Here is a 19,694-nt window from a genome sequence, read left to right as displayed (position 1 = left end):
TAGTATAATATGAACGGATTAATAGCGCCCAATAGATTGTATAGTTTTTTTAAAGCAAGAAAAGGAATCTCTTTCTTACGGGAGAATGATAAAATTATCAGACAGTTTATATTTACCATTTTCTTTATTGGAATTGGAATCTGGTTTATTAAACATGAAAACTCGGAATTAAAAGAAGTAAAAAATGTGCTGGCTGATGCTCAAAGTTTCTGGATTTTATTCGGAATAGCTCTAGCTGTTTTTTATATAATACTTCAGGCCCTAATGTACTTTGCTTCCTTTAAAGCGGTTCAAAGCAAAATATCATTTAAACAAGCGCTAATTTTATTTCTTAAACGAAATTTTATCAGTGTTTTTCTTCCTGCTGGTGGAATTTCTTCTTTGGCATTTTTTACAAAATCTATCAAAAAGAGCGGAGTCAAACCTATTCATATCCATTTTGCCTCATTAATCTATGGTTTTGTTGGAATACTATCAGTAATAATTGTAGCAATACCAGCTTTAATTTACTCTCTCTTTCAAGGAACTTTAGGAGCTGGTATATGGTATGCTTTTGCAGCAGTAGTGGGATTAAGTATTCTTGTTTTTTTTATTTATACTTCAATTATAAATAAAGGAACTATCTATCGTTTTGTAGTGAAGATTTCACCTTCGTCAGAGATATTTATTGAAGATTTCAGAAACAATAAAATAAACAAGAATCAATTTCTGCAAGTTGTTTTTTACTCCCTAATTATTGAATTTGTTGGTATAGCGCATTTGTATGTAGCCATGATTGCATTGGGTTTTACACCCTCGCTGGCTGCTGCCGCAGTAGGCTATATTATTTCAGTTATATTTTTGATTGTTTCTCCTTTTCTTCGTGGACTTGGCGCCATTGAGATTTCAATGAGTTTTATATTGATACAATTTGGTTTTGAGAACGTTAATGCTATTGCCATTACTTTTTTGTATCGTTTTTTTGAATTTTGGGTTCCCCTGCTCGCTGGTGCGGCGCTTTTCTTATTTAGTGCTAATAATATATTGATGAGAATTATACCTTCTTTTCTGCTTTTTATTTTAGGTTTAATAAATATAGTTTCAGTATTAACGCCTGCTATTTCAGAACGTTTGCATGCATTAGAAAATTTTATTCCCATTTCGGCTATTAAAGCATCGAATTACTTTGTCATTACTGCTGGTTTGTTTATGCTTGTAAATGCTACTTTCATGCTTAAAGGATTACGAACAGCTTGGTGGTTTGCCGTTTTCTTGACAAGTATTTCTGCTATTGGACATCTTACTAAGGCAATTGATTATGAAGAGGCCGTAATTGCTTTAATTGTATTGTTGACTTTAATTTTTACCAGAAAAGAATATTATATTAAAAGTGATTCACACTTCCAGAGTATAGGCTTCAAAACCGTTTTAATTAGTATTATCGCTGTTTTGGTATACAGTATTCTAGGATTTTATTTTTTGGATAAAAAACATTTTAATATTGATTTTAATTGGTTTGAATCGATTAAGTACGGACTTCAGAATTATTTCTTAATAGGAAGTTCAGATTTAGTTCCTTTAGATCGTTTTGCAAGACGCTTTTTGCTTTCTATAAAGATATGCGGATTTTTATCATTGGGATTTTTAATTTTTGCCCTAATTAGGCCTTATACAATAAAAAAGAAAGCTGTAGAAAATGATTTTATAATGGCAGATGAAATCATGAAACAATATGGAAATTCAGCTCTCGATTATTTTAAAACATACAATGACAAAGTTATTTTCATAGCTGCCAGTAAAAAAGCTTTTTTAGCATATCGCGTAACAGATAATTTTGCTGTGGTTTTGGAGAGTCCAGTTGCGGAATCGGAAAATGAAATAAAAAAATGCATCCTAGAGTTCGATGATTATTGTTATGAGAACGGATTAAAAAGCATTTATTATCGTGTTTCAGAAGAAAGTGTAGTCCTGTTTCATTCACTAAACAAAAAGACTTTGTTTATAGGACAGGAAGGAGTTGTAGATTTAAGCACATTTAGTTTAGAAGGAGGCGCCAAAAAATCACTTCGTAATGCGGTTAGCAAAGTACAAGAAAAAGGATTTATTGCAACGATACATACTGCACCGATTAAGGATGGATTATTACAGAAAATAAAAGCAGTTAGTGATGAATGGCTTGCTGATACAGGAAGGAGTGAAATAATTTTTTCGCAAGGAAGATTTGATTGGGAAGAGCTAAAACAGCAGACTATTATTACTGTAGAAAATACAGAAGAGAAAATAGTAGCATTTCTAAATGTAATTCCGGATTACGCGAAAGATGAAGGTACTTACGATTTGATCCGAAAAACCACTGATGCGCCGAATGGTATTATGGATTTTATTCTTTTGGAGCTTTTTAAGTATTTAAAATCTCAAGGTTGCACAAAAGTAAATTTAGGATTGGCCGCAATGAGCGGATTAGAAGAAGCAGAAACATTTCCTGAAAAATCTATGAAATTTGCCTATGAACGAATTAAGTTCTTTTCACATTATAAAGGACTGCGTGATTTTAAAGAAAAATTTTCACCAGTTTGGTATAATAAATATCTGGTGTATTCTCATGATTATGATTTAGTGCAAGTGCCAATAATCTTAAATAAAGTAGTTAAACCTTAATTGAAAGCGATGGAAGTTACGAATGCGAAGAATTTAAATGAGATCAAAATCGTGGCTTTGTTGTGCATTTTAGTATGCATACTAGATTTTATTGTATTATTTGTTTTAGGCGATTATTATCCAGGTTACAGTCAGTTAAAAAATACAATAAGTTCTTTAGGAGCTTCAGCAAGTCCTGTGTCTGAAATAATTTCAGTATGGTGGATATTTATTGGAATTGTTTTTATTTTTTTCGGATTTCATCTTAAAAGCGCATTTAACCGTCAAACAAAAAATGTCAGTATCGCTTCTTGGCTGATTATTTTGTATGGATTAGGTGAAGGAATTGGTTCAGGTGCATTTAAAGCAGATAGAATAGAAGGGAGAATGACAAGCTCATTTATACTGCATAATATTGCTGGAGGCATCGGAGTTTTGGCAGCATTGCTTTTACCGCTATTTATGAGCAAAGTAATCTCAAAAACCGAAAGCCGTTTTTTTTATCTGTTCTCGTACATAGTGTTTGTTGTTGGGCTTATTACAACGCTTTTGTTTACAATTCGATTTTCTTCAAATGAAAATGATTTCATAGTCCTTTACAAAGGCTTGTGGCAGAGACTTTTTCTTTTAAATCTTTATATCTACTTTATTGCAGTTTCGATTATAATGTTTAATAAAAAAAGTATCGTTTAACACATTGGCTAGCATTATATAAAAAGAAAGATGTTTCTATAAATTCAAAATAATTGCGCACAACAGTTAGTTTAATTTCATAATGTAAAAAAGTAATTAAATGAAGAAAATTGTAATTATCATTCTGCACCTTTTTATTTTTAATTTCAATGCATTTGCTTTAGTAGCCGATACTATAAAAGTAGGAGCCTTTGGAAAAGTAATTATTTACAAACCTAAAGTTACGCCTATTGCAGTAGTTTTATTTGTTTCTGGCGATGGAGGTTGGAACAGTGGTGTTGTAGATATGGCAAAAAGTATTGTCGATCAAGGAGCCTTGGTGGCAGGTGTTGATATTCAGCATTACTTTAAAGCAATCAAAAAAGAAAAAACAAAATGCTACTATCCGGCAGGAGATTTTGAAGAGTTGAGTATGATTCTGCAGAAGAAGTTAAAGATGAATCAATATCTAAAACCAATTTTGGTCGGATATTCTTCTGGAGCGACTCTGGTTTATGGAATGCTGGCTCAGGCTCCAGCAAATACTTTTAATGGTGCAATTGCTTTAGGTTTTTGCCCTGATATTGAAACAGACAGAACACTGTGCGATGGTTCTGGTTTGACGTCACATGTTTTAAAAGAAGGAAAGGCTTATTATCTTGAAAAAACGGAAAAATTGTCAGCGCCCTTTATAGTTTTGCAGGGAACTACAGATCAAGTTTGTAATTATGCAGATACCAAAAAGTATATGGATGGACTGAAACAGGGAAAGTTAGTATCATTGCCAAAAGTAGGCCATGGATTTTCTGTTACAAAAAATTGGTTGCCGCAATTTATAGAAGCTTATAAGCAGATATTAAACACACCAAGTTATGCGAAACAAAAATTGGAGCAGAATTCTTTATTAAAAGAACAGCATTTTGAAATGCCACTAACAGTGATTCCTGCTAAAATTAAAGATGAATCATTGCCAATCGCATTTTTGATTTCTGGTGATGGAGGATGGACAAGCTTTGATCAATCGTTTGGAGAAACTCTGGCAGATAAAGGAGTTGCCGTAATAGGATTAGATGCACAGAAATATTTTTGGAATTCAAAAACTCCTGTAGAAACCGCAAGCGCAATATCAAAAACTGTTGAATATTATTTGCAGCAATGGAACAAAAAGACATTCATACTTGTAGGTTATTCATTTGGAGCATCTGTTGTGCCATTTACGGTTGCAAATATATCTGAAGCTTTAAAAGTAAAACTAATGGGAGTTTATGCTCTATCTCCTGATATAAAAGCTGATTTCGAAATTCATATTGCTGATATGTTAAGCATGGAAAGTTCCAGCGATAATTATGATGTTATTTCCGAAATGAAGAAAATTAAAATCTACAACCCAGTTTGTTTCTTTGGAAGTGAAGAAGATGCTGAAATTCGCAATCATTTCTCAGAAGCGGGGATTAAAATTATCGAAATTCCAGGTTCTCACCATTACGATAATGATTTTTCCAAAATAACTGAAAGTATACTTTATTCGGTAAGAAAGCTTTAGTTGCTAATTAATCTTTATATTTTTTATTAGATAATGGGAAAACTATTGCGATTTTTTAAGAACGCGGTTTAGACAAATTTCTATCGTACATCACAATGGTTCCTGCTACGGCGACATTCAAACTCTTTTCTGATTTGAATTTCACCAAATGGTGGCACTTTTCCATAACTTTTTTTGATAAGCCGTGATCTTCTGCACCCAAAATATAAACACATCGTCTCGGATGTTCAAAAGTTTCTAAGTCGGAAGCATTTTCCGATAATTCAACTCCAACTAATCTTGCCCCTTTAGGTAAGTTTTCGAAAAATGCCTCGAAAGTATCGTAATGAAAATAAGGAATTGCTTTTACTGCATCGTGTGTATCACAAGCTTGTTTAGCATATCGATTTCCTATGGTAAATATAAAAGTAGCTCCTAAGTTTTGTGCCGATCTCCACAAAACACCTAAGTTTTCTGGCGTTTTACCATTTTGTATTCCAATACCAAAGTATTCATTTATAAAATTATCATTCATAAGCGCAAAAGTACAAACTGTATGGAGATAAATCAATTTTTTGTTTTGATAGAAGAATAGAAAGATAACGAAGCAAAAGAGTTAAGAAATTTGGATTATCTAAACTCTTTTAAAAATCTAGTTTCGCTCGATCTAAAGTGTAATGAGATTTAGGCCGCGCCTTTATGGTATTTCTTTTTATATTCTATAGGTGCAATTCCTGTAATTTTTTTAAATGCATCACGAAAAGCTTTTATGTCAGAATAACCCACTTCGTACATCACTTCATTGACCGTTTTTCGGTCTGATTCAAAGGCTTTTTTGGCCGCTTCTATTTTTACCCTTTGCTGATATTCGCTCGGAGTATTTCCTGTGGCTCTTATAAATCTTCTGTCAAAATTTCTTCTGCTTACGTTAAACCTGTTAGAAAGATCACTCATAGACAGTTTTTCGCTCAGATTTTGCTCTATAAAAGATTGCGCATGCAGTACCATTTCATCTTCATGCTTTTTTTGACCTGAGAAAATAATAAATTGCGATTGTGTACTTCGATTCATTTCGATCTGAAATACTTTTGCGCAATAAATTGCTGTAGCTCTACCGTAATATTTTTCAATAAGATAAATCATCAGATTCAAAAAGGAATAAGCACCACCATTGGTATAAATTCCATTTTCGTCTGTAATTAGTTCATCAATTCTAAGATTTATTTTTGGAAACATCTTACTGAAATTTTCCTTAACAGACCAGTGTGTAGAACAGCTTTTTCCGTCAAGAAGCCCCGATGCGGCAAGCATGAAAGCTCCTGTACAAATAGTCGCGATTTCGGCACCTTTTCTATATTGTTTTTGTAGCCACAGCACTAATTCTTCATTATGTTCAAGAGCGAGATTATAATTGTGGTTTAATGACGGAATGATGATCAAATCGGTTTTAGTAACCTGCGAAATATTTAGATGAGGTTTCACAGTAAAAATTCCCTGATTGAATTCTACTTTCTCAGAAATTCCAGCAAGCTGAATATGGAACAATTCTTTTTTGCCATTTACTCTATTAAAAGCATTTGCTTTTGTAAAGATTTCGTACGCGCCAGAAATACTCGAAAGATTATTGTCTCCTTCAGGAACTATAATGATAAGTTGTTTCATGATATTTTTATATAAAGATACTAAAAGTCATTGTCCAAATACACCTCTAAGAATGTCTAGTTTTCATATTATAAAGTTCAGTATTTGCTTTTAATTTTACTTTAAGTATTATCTAATCAATATAATAAAACAGTATTATGGCAAAAATGACAGTAATTTACAAAACTCCAAAAGACACTGCTTTTTTTGAAAAGCACTATTATGAAGTGCATATTCCGTTGGCAAAAAAACTTCCTGGAATTATAAAATATGAAGTAAGCAATGGATCTGTCTTATCGCTTACAGGACATTCAGATGTGTATCTTGTGGCTAATTTATATTTTGAATCTATAGAAGTCATGATGGAATCTTTTAAATCAGATATCGGACAGCAATGCGCTGTCGATCGCAGAATTCTAGCCAATGACGATGAGGTACAGATTTATGTGTATGATGTAAAAAATACCTAATTTTTCATTGTTTCATTTTAACGGTTCAAGGTTCATTTTACTATTTCTGGTTTCAGATTATAATCTGAAACCATTTCCAGAGGCTCAGGCAGGAGGATTAAAGTTTTTCATTTTAATTTTAAGTATTATTTATTTCAAAGCAGTTTTTCTATATGCAGAGAAATGAATTGAAATATATACAGTTACTTATAATTGAGTATGTGTATATGAACTTATAAGGTAAAACAAAGTATTAATCTAAATACAATCCAACCTATGGCCGCTATTCCTGACGAATTGTATAATGTTAAGTTTGCAGCATACTTTGATTCAATGAAAGAATTGTATATACTCGACCAAAAATTTAAAGTAATGTGCGACGCTTATTGCGTAAGTACGGCTAAAACAGAGTTATATAAGGATAGGAGCGAAAAAAATTTCAGACGCCGAATGAAGTTTGAGAATCTGTCAAGAGAATTAGAGGAAGAAATACTTTTTTATATTATGCGAAACAGATAATTCTGCCTGAAATTATTTTGTAATTAACCCTCATGTTTAGAAAGCGCTATTTGAGATACGGCTTTCCATTGTTCCATTTTTTCTGCTTTAGTTAAACCCGCGTTTAGTCCGCTTGTGGAAGGGAGCGTTGTATAAGTTATTCCTTCTTGCGGTATAGTATGCTTGTGAAAGTATTTTGCGGCAGCTTTGCTTTCAAAAAAGACATGTTTTATATTTGGAAACTGTTTGTGTAGGCTCTCAAAATCGTTAAGAGTTTCTTCTGTTATTTTAGCGTCGCTGCTTCCTTCTCTTTTACAGCTTTTAAGAACATTCCAAAGTCCAATATTGTATTTTTTGACCAGCGCTTTTCGATCTTCATAAGAAGTGCTGAATTCTTCATCAAAAATAGCAAACAGAATTTTCCAGAAAAGGTTTCCTCGATTGGCATAGTATTCTTGTTTGGCAATAGATTGCTCACCCGCCATTGTACCCATAATTAGAATTACTGTAGAATTATCTATTAATGGTTGAAGGGCTTTTTTATACATGTTTTTGGCTTCTTTCTTCTTTGTTCTTCGTAAAATTACCAATAAAGATTTGAAATCAAAATCAATAAATATCTTTGCTTATATTCGATTTGTTTTAAAAGAAAAAACTTTTAGATATTTACATTTTAAAAGAAACTGAGGAGACGCGAAGTCAGTCCGGAAAGCTTTCGGAATTGCGTAGCGTTAATGAGGAGAACACTTTGCGGAGCAGGGGGAACGCTGAAAACAACGAAAAAATTTCAATAAGTGTACCCGATGTTAAATTTGATGTAAGTCCAAATTCAAAATCAATGAATAAACATTATAAGGACACTACTGTAGTTAGAAAAGATTCTGCAAGAGTAAGCAACGCAGCAAAAAAATATGCAACAAATTGATATTGAAAAGTTTAATAAAAAGTATGGAACAAATTTTTAAAATAAGTAGATGTGTTTTTATTTTATTTATTATTATTTCGTGTAATAACAAAAAAGATCAAAACTTAAACGAGGATATAAAAAAGAATTCAAATAAAAGTAAAATTTTGTATTGTAGCTTTCCTGACACAGTAAAGATAAATACAGTAATGGATGGTAAAATTCAATATGATGTAAGAAATGCTGACTCTAGTATAACAAGTAGCAGATTTTTGGTGCTTCTGTTATCAACAAGCATTAACAAAGAGCTTGCAGAGTACGATGAAATTAACAATAATCGCTTATTGTCATATGTTGACTCATTAAATACAGGAAAGTTTGATTTTAAAGCTGTTTTTGAAAAGAAAGGTAAGCAAATTTTAAATATAGTTATAAGAGACAATAAATTTTTGAAATCACAAAAAAATACACCACCAGACAAAATGATTTTAAGAACGAGTGATTGCTTGTTTTCGAAAGAAGTTTATGTGGTAGATTAAGGTAGTGTTTCAATGCTTTTATCCTCTCCGAAGTGTTCACCTGAAAAGTTGCGCAAATGTCTCTGACTTTGCGCAATTTTTTTATCTTGCTTTTCTATAATTTGTATTAGATTTGGTTGTAAAGTCGGAGACTTTTAGAAAGTTTTAGTACATAAGAAAAGTACACTTGCGCAAAGTCGGAGACATTTGCGTAGAGGCAACTAAATAGGCAAACCCGCTCTCCGAAGAGTTCAACTGAAAAGCTGCGCAAATGTCTCTGACTTTGCGCAATTTTTTTTCCTTAGAAATTGTAAACGTGACAAAAGTCTCCCGACTTTTTTCTTTTGCATAATGATAAATAATAAGTTTAATCTTATATTTTTGTCCAAAAAGAAAAAAATGAAAGAAGGCTATGTAATAAGAGATCAAAAACTGCCGCATTTTATCACGCCAACAATTGTAGACTGGATCGATGTTTTTACACGACAGAGTTATAGGGATGTTATAATTGAATGCTTAGATTACTGTATTAAAAATAAAGGAATGATTTTGTATGGTTATGTCATAATGAGCAATCACATTCATATGATTGTGCAGTCGGAAGATGGAAAGCTTTCGGATTTAGTAAGAGATTTTAAAAAGTTTACAGCAAAAACTATCCTAGACAAAATACAAAATAGTCCAGAAAGCAGAAGAGAATGGATGCTGGAAAGATTTAAACTTGCTGCAGAAAAACATACCAGAAATAAACTTTATCAATTTTGGCAGTATGGAAATCACGCGGAAGAAATTTACAGCAATAAATTTATGTGGTCTAAACTGGATTATATACATTTAAATCCTGTAAGAGCAGGCTATGTGAATCGAGCATCAGAATATGTTTATTCTAGCGCAAGCAATTATATTAATGATAAAGGATTGCTAAGTATTGAAAAAGCAGATAATCCAATTGTCGATGTTTTAAATTTAAAGTCTATTTTTCGAGATAATCTTTATTAGTAATTTTATAATAAAGTCAGAGACTTTTAGAAATGAACGGTTTAATGAACTGTTGTATAAAAAAGCGCAAAGTCGGAGACATTTGCGCAGCGTTAATAAGGAGAACACTTTGCAGAGCAGGGACAGGGGGGATAATTACTAAAAAAATACATATTTATGATAGAGCAACTTCTAAAAAAAACCAACGATAAAAAGTTTTATAATGATTGCGATTTAAAAGTTGAATCGTATAAATTTCAGACTTCAGATAGCTCTTTAGAAATGATAGTGTCAATTAATCAGAATAGTTATGATATTCCTATTGAATATGAAGAATGGAAAATAACTTGTTTAGAAACTAAAAAATTCAACGGCTTTTTTTGGAGTTTAACTTTACCTTACGTAAAAATGAAAATCTTGGATGATCACCCATTGTTACTAATTTTTAATGAAAACGAAATCGAATGTGAAATACAAGGTAAACCTGAAAACGTCAACGAATTTATTGGTGAAATAAGTAATGTTTTGGAAAAAGAAACTGGAAATTGGATTACTGTAAATGAATATTTTTGGAATAATGAGGAATTCTACCAAAAATATTCAAAACGAACAATCATACTGCCTCAGTCTTTAGGAAACTCTATAATGCGAGTTTGTGAAAAGCATAATATGGATTTTCAAATAAAAAATGAACTTATTAGGAAAAAGATAAATTATGAAGATAAACCAAATGCTAAAATTCTAATATTTGGTAATGAAGATGTTAGTCCAAACGACTTTAGTCTTAAGCAACCCTATGTAATTGCAGAAGAATTTATCGCAGAAAGAATTAAATAATGCAAGTAGGTATAGCTGAATAGCTAATTTTTCAATAAAAAAGAGACTTTAAAAAAGCCTCTTTTTTATTGAACTAATATTCTAATAAATCTTATTTACCAATTAATTTCTCAAGCCTAGCGATCATTTCATCCTTCTCTTTTAGCATACGTTCAAACAAAGCAATTTTCTCTTCATGAAGTTTTTTGATTTCCTCAATTGGATTGTTATTAAAAACTTCAATTCGGTTATTGAACATTGCATTATCTGAGAAATTACATGAAATTAAATTAACGGCTTGTTCCTCATCAAAATTTTGAAAAGCTTCAACAGGAATTTTTAATATAGCTGAGATTTGTTTAAGCAGACTATCTTCAATTGTATCTTTTTGCTCCAGCATAGAAATCTTCTTCTGGCTCCAGTCTTCTCCAAGATCATAAGCCAATGCTTCTTGCTTAATGTTAAGCATTTCTCTGAAGCGTTTTATGTTTCTTCCCTGATGAATTTTCTGTTCCATATTGCGTTTTATTTTTCTATTGGCTCAAAGATAAAGCCATTTTGATGAATTTCAAAGATAGAAAAATATCCAATAAAATATTTTTTTTGTCAGATATTATAGCTGCTTTTTAAATCAAAGAACAAGCACTTTTATTTTCTTTAACCAAAGGCTTAAGCCCAAGATTTTGAAACATCTGCATATCTTCTGAAAGACCTGGATTTGGTGTTACCAATAAAGTTTCGCGTTCTCCTGTAAAAATAGAATTGGCACCAGCCATAAAACACCAAGCTTGTTCTTCTTCGGTCATTTCGATACGTCCGGCGCTCAAACGAACAATAGAAGCGGGCATCACAATACGCGCTGTAGCTATCATTCGAACCATATCCCAAATAGGCACTTTCGGATTGTTTTCTAGTGGGGTTCCTTTTACTCTGGCCAAGGCATTTACAGGAACAGATTCAGGATGAACAGGCATTGTTGCCAAAGTTAACAGCATAGAAACTCTATCGCCATTAGATTCTCCCAGGCCAATAATTCCGCCCGAACAAACCGTAATTCCTGCTTTTCTCACGTTATTAATAGTATCCAAACGTTGGTCAAACTTACGCGTGCTGATTATTTCATCGTAATAACTTTCAGAAGTATCCAAATTATGGTTATAAGCATACAGACCCGCTTCTTGAAGACGTACAGCTTGCTCTTCGGTAAGCATTCCTAAAGTACAGCAAACTTCCAAACCAAGATCGTTTACACCTTTTACCATTTCGATAACACGATCAAAATCTTTGTTGTCACGCACTTCACGCCAAGCAGCCGCCATACAAAAGCGGGAAGAACCGCCGTCTTTTGCTTTTTGTGCATGTTCTAATACTTTTTCTGTTGGAAGTAGTGCTTGAACTTTAATATCTGTATGATAACGTGCTGCTTGTCCGCAATACGAACAATCTTCTGGACAACCGCCTGTTTTTACAGAAAGCAACGTACAAACCTGTATTTCTGAAGGTTTATGAAACTCTCGATGTACGGTTGCAGCCTGATAAACCAATTCTAATAAAGGCTGATCGTAGATAGCTTGAATTTCTTCTTTTTTCCAGTCGTGTCTTATTTGCGTGTTCATTTATTTTGATATGCTTTAATGATTTTTGGTCAAATGTATTGTTTTGCTGTATCATCAAAATGTACCACTTTTTATATTTTGAGTAGTCCGGTTACTAATTCTAGATTTAACGTCTTTAAGATTGAGCCAATTTATTTTTTCTTAAAAGAATCGGCATAATGGTCTACTTATACCTAAAAAATTTTGAGGTTACGAGGTTTTTTTTCTAATATAGTATTCTAATTGCAAACCGAATGAATAAAATATTAGTTACTGGCGGAAATGGACATCTAGGAAAATATATTGTTGATATATTATTAGAAAAAGGTTTCAAAACAGCTGTATTAACAACTCAAGCAAATAATTGTGTTCAAAATAACTTAGAGTTTTTTACAGGAGATTTGTTTAAAAATTTTGGTTTGAAAGAAGCAGCAGCTGGAGCAGAAATCGTTATTCACTGTGCAAGTAATCCTAGAGACTTTCAGCAAACTGATATAGAAGGCACCAAAAATTTACTGCAAGCAGTAGATAGAAACTCAATCAAACACTTCATTTATATTTCTATTGTCGGAATTAATAAAAGCGATTATCCTTATTACCAAGGAAAATTGGAAGTTGAAAATAGTATCGCAAATAGTGGTATTCCTTTTACAATTCTAAGAACTACACAATTTCATGATTTTGTGTTTACTATGATAAAGGCATTAGAAAGTCAAAGTGCAGAATCTAATGTAATGACAATTCCATCTGGGCTGAGGTTCCAATCTGTGGCGGTACAAGAAGTCGCTGCACTATTAGCTTCTATTGCATTAGAGTCTCCAAATGGTTTAATACAAGATTTTGGAGGCCCAAATGTGCTTCATTTAGAAGAAATGATTCAAACTTACCTCGAAGTAATTCAGAGCAATAAAAATCTGGCTTTAATACAGCCAGAAGATATTCGCCATAGATTATTTACTACAGGAATAAATCTGTGTCCAGAAAATAATAGTGGCAAACAGACTTGGAAAGAATATCTGACTACTATTATAAACTAAAATTAGGTTTATAGAGATATGTAAGATAGCCCTATACCATTATTTTGGAATTTTGTAGTTATACTGGTAGATTTTTCTCAAAAGCAGAACCAAAAGAGAAAAACGAATCGGTGCTTCCAACGCCTTCAATTTGATGCACTTGTTCGTATAAAATTTTACGAAGCTCTTCATTGTTTGCAGCAACTATTTTTATAAACAAAGCATATTTTCCCGATACCCAATGACACTCAATCACTTCGGGAATTGCTTTTAGCTTTTCGGCGATTGAGTAGGAAAAGTGAGCCTCTTTAGTAACAATTCCTGTATAGGTAATAGTCTCAAAACCAAGTTCTTTCGGGTTTAATTTTACAGAAAAGCTATTAATTACTCCTGCGTCTTGGAGTTTTTTAACCCTTAAATGTACCAGCGAATTAGAAATATTTAATTCTTTAGCCAGATCAGAAAATGGTATTCTTGCATTCTCGCTAAGTTTTTGTATGATTTCTCGATCTAAATAGTCAGTATTTTCATTCTTCTTGACCTTTGCCATAAGTAGTTTTTAATTGATGATTCTATTATTTTGACAATTCTTCTGTTAAAAATGGTTTTTAAAGTGTCAAAATTACAAAAAATAACATAACAAATGTCTAATTATAAATAATCGTGTTATTATACTGTTATTATAACAGTTATATGTATAGATTTGTGTCATAATAACACTATTTTAACATAACTACAAAATGAATAAAGATCAACTACTTACAAAGCTATGGGAGCAATATGTTGAAATTACTCCGTCAGCATTAAAAATTCATGAACTTCTGGAAGACAAAGGAGAAGAAATTAAAAACGATCATATCGCAATTCGTACTTTCAATGATAAGCGTGTGAATATCGAAGTATTAGAGAAACCATTTCTAAATGTGGGTTATGAGGCAAAAGGGGAGTATCATTTTGACACTAAAAAACTCTTTGCTAAACATTATGAGCACGCAACTGATAAAGACGCACCAAGAATTTTTATTTCTGAACTGGAATTGGAAAAATGTTCTGCAGAATTACAGGCTACAGTAGAGAATTTATTAAACAACTGCGATCAAAGCGTTTTTAATAATCCAGAATTGGTTTTAAGTGGATCTGTTTGGAATGGAAATTCACAAGCGGTTTATAAATCATTATTGGAAGAGTCTGAATATGCAGCTTGGATGTATGTTTATGGTTTTAGAGCCAATCACTTTACAATCAATACCAATGCTTTAAAAGGATTTAAAACCTTAGAAGAATTGAATAATTTCTTAGAATCTAGCGGATGGGAATTGAATGCATCTGGAGGAAAAATTAAAGGAACTCCAGAACAGCTATTGGAACAATCAAGCACTTTAGCAGATTTGTACGATATTGATTTTGAGGAAGGAACATTAAAAGTGCCATCATGTTATTATGAATTTGCATTGCGTTATCCGATGTCAAACGGAGAATTATATCAAGGATTTGTGGCATCATCAGCAGATAAGATATTTGAAAGTACTGATGTAAAGCTTCAAAAAACGCTCTAACATTCATTTAATAGAAAAAGCACAATTAAAAAGTTCATAATGGCAATCGAAGAATTAGAAATTACAATAAAAGAAGCTTTAAAAGAATTAAATATAAAGGACATTAACGAAGGAACTTCAACAGGATTGAATAATTTTTCTAATGGAGAAATCTTAGAAAGCTATTCGCCTGTAGATGGAAAATTGATTGCAAAAATAAAGACATCTACTCCCGTAGATTATGAAAAAGCAATGGAAGCAGCAACAGCTGCTTTTAAACAATTTAGATTAATGCCAGCGCCTCAGCGTGGAGAAATAGTGCGACAATTTGGAGAAAAATTGCGCAAAAATAAAGAAGCTTTAGGCAAACTGGTTTCTTATGAAATGGGTAAATCCTTGCAGGAAGGTTATGGCGAAGTACAGGAAATGATAGATATCTGTGATTTTGCGGTTGGACTTTCGCGTCAGCTTCACGGATTAACGATGCATTCAGAAAGACCAGGACATAGAATGTATGAGCAGTACCATTCTCTAGGAGTTGTGGGAATCATTTCGGCATTTAACTTTCCAGTGGCTGTTTGGGCTTGGAATACAGCTTTGGCTTGGGTTTGCGGCGATGTTTGCGTTTGGAAACCATCTGAAAAAACACCACTATGCGCAGTTGCCTGTCAAAATATTATAGCAGAAGTTATAAAAGAAAATAATTTGCCTGAAGGAATTTCGTGTTTAATTACGGGAGATTATAAAATAGGCGAATTGTTAACCAATGATAAACGTATTCCGTTAATCTCGGCTACAGGTTCTACTCGAATGGGTAAAATTGTGGCGCAGGTAGTCGCAGGACGTTTTGGAAAATCATTATTGGAATTAGGTGGCAACAATGCCATTATTGTCACGCCAGATGCAGATATTAAGATGACCGTTATTGGTGCCGTTTTTGGTGCTGTTGGTACAGCAGGACAAAGATGCACTTCTACCAGACGTTTGATTATTCATGAAAGCATTTATGAAAAAGTTAAAGAAGCTCTGATTTCTGCTTATGGACAATTGCGTATCGGAAATCCTTTAGACGAAAAAAATCATGTTGGTCCTCTTATCGACAAGCAAGCAGTTGAATTGTACAATGATGCTTTGAAAAAAGTGGTAGAGCAAGGAGGTAAAATTCTGGTTGAAGGTGGAGTGCTTTCTGGTGATGGATATGAAAGCGGCTGTTACGTAAAACCTGCAATTGCGGAGGCTGATAATTCTTTTGAAATTGTACAGCACGAAACTTTTGCTCCTGTTTTATACTTATTAAAATATTCGGGCACTGTTGAAGCGGCAATTGAGATACAAAATGGTGTAATGCAAGGATTGTCTTCTGCAATTATGACCAATAATTTAAGAGAAGCCGAATTATTTCTATCGGTAACAGGTTCTGATTGCGGTATTGCAAATGTAAATATCGGAACATCTGGAGCTGAAATTGGTGGGGCCTTTGGCGGTGAGAAAGAAACTGGTGGTGGCCGTGAATCTGGATCTGATGCCTGGAAAATTTACATGAGAAGGCAAACCAATACAATCAACTATACTACAAGTCTGCCGTTGGCTCAAGGAATAAAATTTGACTTGTAGAACCTATTTAGGTTAGCTAAAGCTTAGCAAAAAACATCAATTAGAATACTGCATTTTGTTTGGTAATGTTTTAAAGCATTGTCAAACAAGATGTATATACATGCAATACAAAAACTAAATATTAAAAATTAAAAAAAAAGAAACCTAAAAATTTACTAACTAAAACCATTACCAAGATGAACAGAAAACTAATTAGGGTAATTTATTTTATTCCTCTGCTGTTATGCTTGTGGCTGCCAAACATCAGTTTTGCACAAGCACAAAAAACAATTTCAGGAAAAGTGACGGATGACAAAAATAATACGCTGCCTGGGGTAAGTATTTCGATCAAAGATTCTAAATACAATGCTGGGACAGATATTGATGGAAATTATACCTTAGTGTATCCATCGACGTTGGAGAATCCAATTATTGTTTTTTCTTATGTAGGATTTATATCCATAAGTGAGAGTATAAACAATCGTTCAGAACTTAATGTATCTATGCAGGAAGAAACCAATAAATTGAATGAAGTAGTTATTATTGGTTATGGAACTCAAAAGAAAAGTAATGTTACGGGAGCTATTTCTACAGTTAAGAAAGAAAGCCTAGAAACTCGTGCGACAACAAGTCCATCAGAAGCTCTTCAAGGATTAGTTGCCGGAGTAAATGTGCAAAAAAGCGGTGGTGTTGCAGGTGCTTCAGTAAGCGTGAAAATTCGTGGTGTAAATACCTTTGGAGCAACAGAACCACTTTATATCATTGACGGTTTTCAGGGATCTATTAATACGATAAACCCAACCAATATAGAATCTATGGAGGTTCTTAAAGATGGTGCCGCAGCTGCAATTTACGGATCTGTTGCTGCAAATGGTGTAATTATCGTAACCACTAAAAATGGACAAAAAGAAGGTGTAAAAGTAGATTTCAGTTCTTTCTTAAGCATTACAAATCCATCAAAAACATTAGATATGTTAGATGCTGATGGTTATCGTACTGTTAATAAAAGAATGTATGATGAATACAATAAATATGCAACTTCACCAAAACCACTTCCGGCTTATATTACAGCACCATCAGATGTAAATACAGATTGGCAGGACGAAGTTTTCCGTTCTGGTTTTACACAAAACTATGGCTTAGGAATTCAGGGAAGACAAGGAGATTTTAAATTTGCACTTTATGGTAATTTTGTGAAGCAAAAAGGTATTGTAATAGATAACGAATTTGGTCAGCAAACTGGTAGTGCTAGAGTTAGTTTTAAAAAATCAATTTTTGATATCGATGCAAAAATGGCGTATATGGGAACGCAAAATGCATTGCCTAGTTTTCAGCTAAAAGAAGTATATACGATGGCTCCTTTGGTTCCTGTTTATGATGAAAATGAGGAATACGGTTATGGACTAGCAAATAAAAATGGTTTACCAGCGGGAACAAACCCGGTTGCAGAAGAGCATTTTAAGAAAAACAATGACATCGGACAGGACATAACAGCAAATATTGCAGCAACAGCAAATATTACACCTTGGTTAAAATACAAACTGGCTTATTCTTACCGTGTAAAGAATAATCAGCAAATGTTTCATTTTCCTCCATACATTGCCAACCCGAAAGAGGTGCATCTTTATCCTGTGCAAAGAGAATTGAGAACTACTTGGAATGAGCAAATATTAGATAATATTATCACCATTGATAAAACTTTCGGAAAACATGTTTTTGGTTTAATGCTTGGAAATACGTTTAACAGTCAGGCTTCAAACTGGAATGATGTTAGTGTTGAAGGAAAAACAACTGATTATACTGTAGAAAACGGACAATTGGTTTCTATCGATCGTCCTTCAGGATTCCTTGATCCTGGTTTTGAAACCATTGGCGCAGGAAGAGGAGGAACCTATTCTGCTGATGGTTCAAAATTTCAATACAACAGAGTCTCTTTCTTTAGCAGATTAAATTATTCATACAATGATCGTTACTTACTTCAGGTGACAGTTAGAAAAGATGGTTCTTCTAAATTTGGAGAAGACAGCCGTTGGGGAACTTTCCCTTCTATTGCTTTAGGATGGAAAATCGAGCAAGAAGATTTCTTCCCAAAAGATATGATTCTTTCTACTTTAAAATTGCGTGCAAGCTGGGGACAATTGGGTAACGAAGCTGCTTTAGGATATTATTCTGCAAATACATTGATCAAAACAGGAAATTTTTTAGGCAACGGTTATGTTCAGGGTATTGGAAGCAATCCTTGGCCAGGAAGTATTGCGACAGCATTAGAAAATAGAAATCTGCAATGGGAAACTACAGATTCTAAAAATATCGGTTTAGATTATACGCTTTTAAAAGGAAAAATTAGCGGTTCGATGAACTACTACCATAATGTAACAGACAATTTGCTGATTACAAAAAAACTGGCTCCATCAGCAGGAATTGATGATCCAGTTCTTAACGTAGGTAAAATTAGCAACAGCGGATTTGAATTTGAAGTAAATTACCGCGATCAGGTTAATGAGTTTAAATACAACGCAGGGTTGAATCTTACGACGCTTAAAAATAGAGTGGAAGAATTAGCTAATGACGGACAGACTATTTATGGAGAAGGATTAAAATACGGAGACGAGCACTTTCCAACTCAGGCACGTGTAGGAAGCCCAATCAGTGGATTCTATTTATACAAAACAGATGGTATTTTCCAATCAGCTGAAGAAGTAGCAGCTCACAATAAAAATGGTGTTTTATTACAGCCAAATGCACAGCCTGGAGATATTCGCTTTAAAGATTTGAACGGAGACGGCGTTATAGATGAAAAAGATAAAGCTTATGCAGGAACAGGATTACCAAAACTGGAAGTAAACCTTAGTTTAGGAGCTAGTTATAAAGGATTTGACTTCTCTGCTTTGATAGGAAGTGGCTGGGGCAATAAATTATACAACGGAAACAGATATTTTTATGAGTCTATGAATGCTGGAACTAACATGTTAGCTTCTACATTAAACTCATGGACACCAGAAAACCACAGTAATATTCCGCGTGCCGTATTGCAGGATCCAAACGGAAACAGCCGTGAATCAGACCGTTTTCTTGAAAGCGGTGATTTTATCAGAATGCGTCAGTTGCAATTTGGATATACTATTCCAAACAAAATGTTAGGCAAAGCAAAAATCGACAAACTTAGATTTTACATCAGCGCAGAAAACTTGTTTACAATCACCAATTATTCGGGAATTGACCCAGAATTTTCACGTGACAAAGTAATTGACACAGGTGTAGACCGTTTTGTTTTTCCATTTACAAGATCATTTGTTTCTGGAGTTCAGTATATATTTTAATTCTACTTAATACGACATTAT

18 protein-coding genes are annotated in these 19,694 nt (G+C 33.3%); 12 read left to right on the top strand and 6 right to left on the bottom strand.

The features are described from left to right. Positions 1-9: 9 nt before the first annotated feature. From mprF to AC5ZCW_RS18770, 3 genes are all read left to right on the top strand, one after another. On the top strand, positions 10-2,637 hold the full coding sequence (gene mprF / locus AC5ZCW_RS18780; protein WP_496121229.1) for a bifunctional lysylphosphatidylglycerol flippase/synthetase MprF: 2,628 nt from the start codon (positions 10-12) through the stop codon (positions 2,635-2,637). Positions 2,638-2,646: 9 nt separating this feature from the next. Beyond that, positions 2,647-3,309, top strand: a complete 663-nt coding sequence (locus AC5ZCW_RS18775) for a DUF998 domain-containing protein (RefSeq protein WP_343544723.1) — start codon at positions 2,647-2,649, stop codon at positions 3,307-3,309. A gap of 100 nt (positions 3,310-3,409) precedes the next feature. Further along, complete coding sequence (locus AC5ZCW_RS18770) at positions 3,410-4,831, top strand: AcvB/VirJ family lysyl-phosphatidylglycerol hydrolase (RefSeq protein ID WP_496121228.1); 1,422 nt, start codon at positions 3,410-3,412, stop codon at positions 4,829-4,831. Between the two features lie 55 nt (positions 4,832-4,886). Here the strand turns inward: AC5ZCW_RS18770 and AC5ZCW_RS18765 are convergent, their stop codons facing one another. After that, a complete protein-coding gene (locus AC5ZCW_RS18765; RefSeq protein ID WP_281632853.1) occupies positions 4,887-5,345 on the bottom strand; it encodes an RNA methyltransferase in 459 nt (152 codons plus the stop codon). Between the two features lie 149 nt (positions 5,346-5,494). Next, positions 5,495-6,472, bottom strand: a complete 978-nt coding sequence (locus tag AC5ZCW_RS18760; RefSeq protein WP_496121227.1) for a GlxA family transcriptional regulator — start codon at positions 6,470-6,472, stop codon at positions 5,495-5,497. Positions 6,473-6,609: 137 nt separating this feature from the next. On the opposite strand from AC5ZCW_RS18760, the gene AC5ZCW_RS18755 reads away from it, so the two are divergent. Both AC5ZCW_RS18755 and AC5ZCW_RS18750 read left to right on the top strand, forming a co-directional pair. Beyond that, the gene (locus AC5ZCW_RS18755) at positions 6,610-6,921 is read left to right on the top strand and encodes an EthD family reductase (RefSeq protein WP_281632851.1); all 312 of its coding nucleotides are present in this window, start codon (positions 6,610-6,612) and stop codon (positions 6,919-6,921) included. Between the two features lie 255 nt (positions 6,922-7,176). Next, positions 7,177-7,419 (top strand): hypothetical protein, encoded by a 243-nt coding sequence (locus AC5ZCW_RS18750; RefSeq protein ID WP_343544719.1) that lies wholly within the window; start codon positions 7,177-7,179, stop codon positions 7,417-7,419. 23 nt (positions 7,420-7,442) lie between these two features. Here AC5ZCW_RS18750 and AC5ZCW_RS18745 read toward each other — a convergent pair whose 3' ends face one another. Then, positions 7,443-7,946, bottom strand: a complete 504-nt coding sequence (locus tag AC5ZCW_RS18745) for a DNA-deoxyinosine glycosylase (protein ID WP_496121225.1) — start codon at positions 7,944-7,946, stop codon at positions 7,443-7,445. A 400-nt stretch (positions 7,947-8,346) separates the two neighbouring features. Here AC5ZCW_RS18745 and AC5ZCW_RS18740 point away from each other — a divergent pair, with 400 nt between their 5' ends. From AC5ZCW_RS18740 to AC5ZCW_RS18730, 3 genes are all read left to right on the top strand, one after another. Next, complete coding sequence (locus tag AC5ZCW_RS18740) at positions 8,347-8,841, top strand: hypothetical protein (protein ID WP_496121224.1); 495 nt, start codon at positions 8,347-8,349, stop codon at positions 8,839-8,841. 378 nt (positions 8,842-9,219) lie between these two features. Beyond that, positions 9,220-9,819, top strand: a complete 600-nt coding sequence (locus tag AC5ZCW_RS18735; RefSeq protein WP_496121223.1) for an REP-associated tyrosine transposase — start codon at positions 9,220-9,222, stop codon at positions 9,817-9,819. A gap of 156 nt (positions 9,820-9,975) precedes the next feature. Further along, positions 9,976-10,635 (top strand): hypothetical protein, encoded by a 660-nt coding sequence (locus AC5ZCW_RS18730; protein WP_496121222.1) that lies wholly within the window; start codon positions 9,976-9,978, stop codon positions 10,633-10,635. Positions 10,636-10,726: 91 nt separating this feature from the next. Here AC5ZCW_RS18730 and AC5ZCW_RS18725 read toward each other — a convergent pair whose 3' ends face one another. Continuing rightward, positions 10,727-11,131 carry a helix-turn-helix transcriptional regulator gene (locus tag AC5ZCW_RS18725; protein WP_496121221.1) on the bottom strand — a complete coding sequence of 135 codons (405 nt, stop codon included), beginning with the start codon at positions 11,129-11,131 and terminating at the stop codon, positions 10,727-10,729. A 109-nt stretch (positions 11,132-11,240) separates the two neighbouring features. Beyond that, positions 11,241-12,230, bottom strand: coding sequence for a biotin synthase BioB (gene bioB / locus AC5ZCW_RS18720; RefSeq protein ID WP_496121219.1), 990 nt, complete (start codon positions 12,228-12,230; stop codon positions 11,241-11,243). 233 nt (positions 12,231-12,463) lie between these two features. On the opposite strand from bioB, the gene AC5ZCW_RS18715 reads away from it, so the two are divergent. Next, on the top strand, positions 12,464-13,246 hold the full coding sequence (locus AC5ZCW_RS18715) for an SDR family oxidoreductase (RefSeq protein WP_496121218.1): 783 nt from the start codon (positions 12,464-12,466) through the stop codon (positions 13,244-13,246). Between the two features lie 58 nt (positions 13,247-13,304). Here the strand turns inward: AC5ZCW_RS18715 and AC5ZCW_RS18710 are convergent, their stop codons facing one another. Continuing rightward, a complete protein-coding gene (locus tag AC5ZCW_RS18710; RefSeq protein WP_496121217.1) occupies positions 13,305-13,775 on the bottom strand; it encodes an Lrp/AsnC family transcriptional regulator in 471 nt (156 codons plus the stop codon). 190 nt (positions 13,776-13,965) lie between these two features. Here AC5ZCW_RS18710 and AC5ZCW_RS18705 point away from each other — a divergent pair, with 190 nt between their 5' ends. The 3 genes from AC5ZCW_RS18705 to AC5ZCW_RS18695 all read left to right on the top strand — a co-directional run bounded on the left by AC5ZCW_RS18705 (position 13,966) and on the right by AC5ZCW_RS18695 (position 19,673). Beyond that, a complete protein-coding gene (locus AC5ZCW_RS18705; protein WP_496121216.1) occupies positions 13,966-14,781 on the top strand; it encodes a DUF1338 domain-containing protein in 816 nt (271 codons plus the stop codon). Positions 14,782-14,820: 39 nt separating this feature from the next. Beyond that, positions 14,821-16,374: an L-piperidine-6-carboxylate dehydrogenase gene (gene amaB / locus AC5ZCW_RS18700; protein ID WP_496121214.1), complete on the top strand. Its 1,554-nt coding sequence runs from the start codon at positions 14,821-14,823 to the stop codon at positions 16,372-16,374. A 176-nt stretch (positions 16,375-16,550) separates the two neighbouring features. Next, positions 16,551-19,673, top strand: coding sequence for a SusC/RagA family TonB-linked outer membrane protein (locus tag AC5ZCW_RS18695; RefSeq protein ID WP_496121213.1), 3,123 nt, complete (start codon positions 16,551-16,553; stop codon positions 19,671-19,673). Positions 19,674-19,694: the final 21 nt, after the last annotated feature.

It is taken from the genome of Flavobacterium sp. PLA-DH12, from assembly GCF_059511845.1.
Note: the sequence above shows the minus strand (reverse complement) of the source record. Positions and strands in the feature narration are given on the sequence as shown.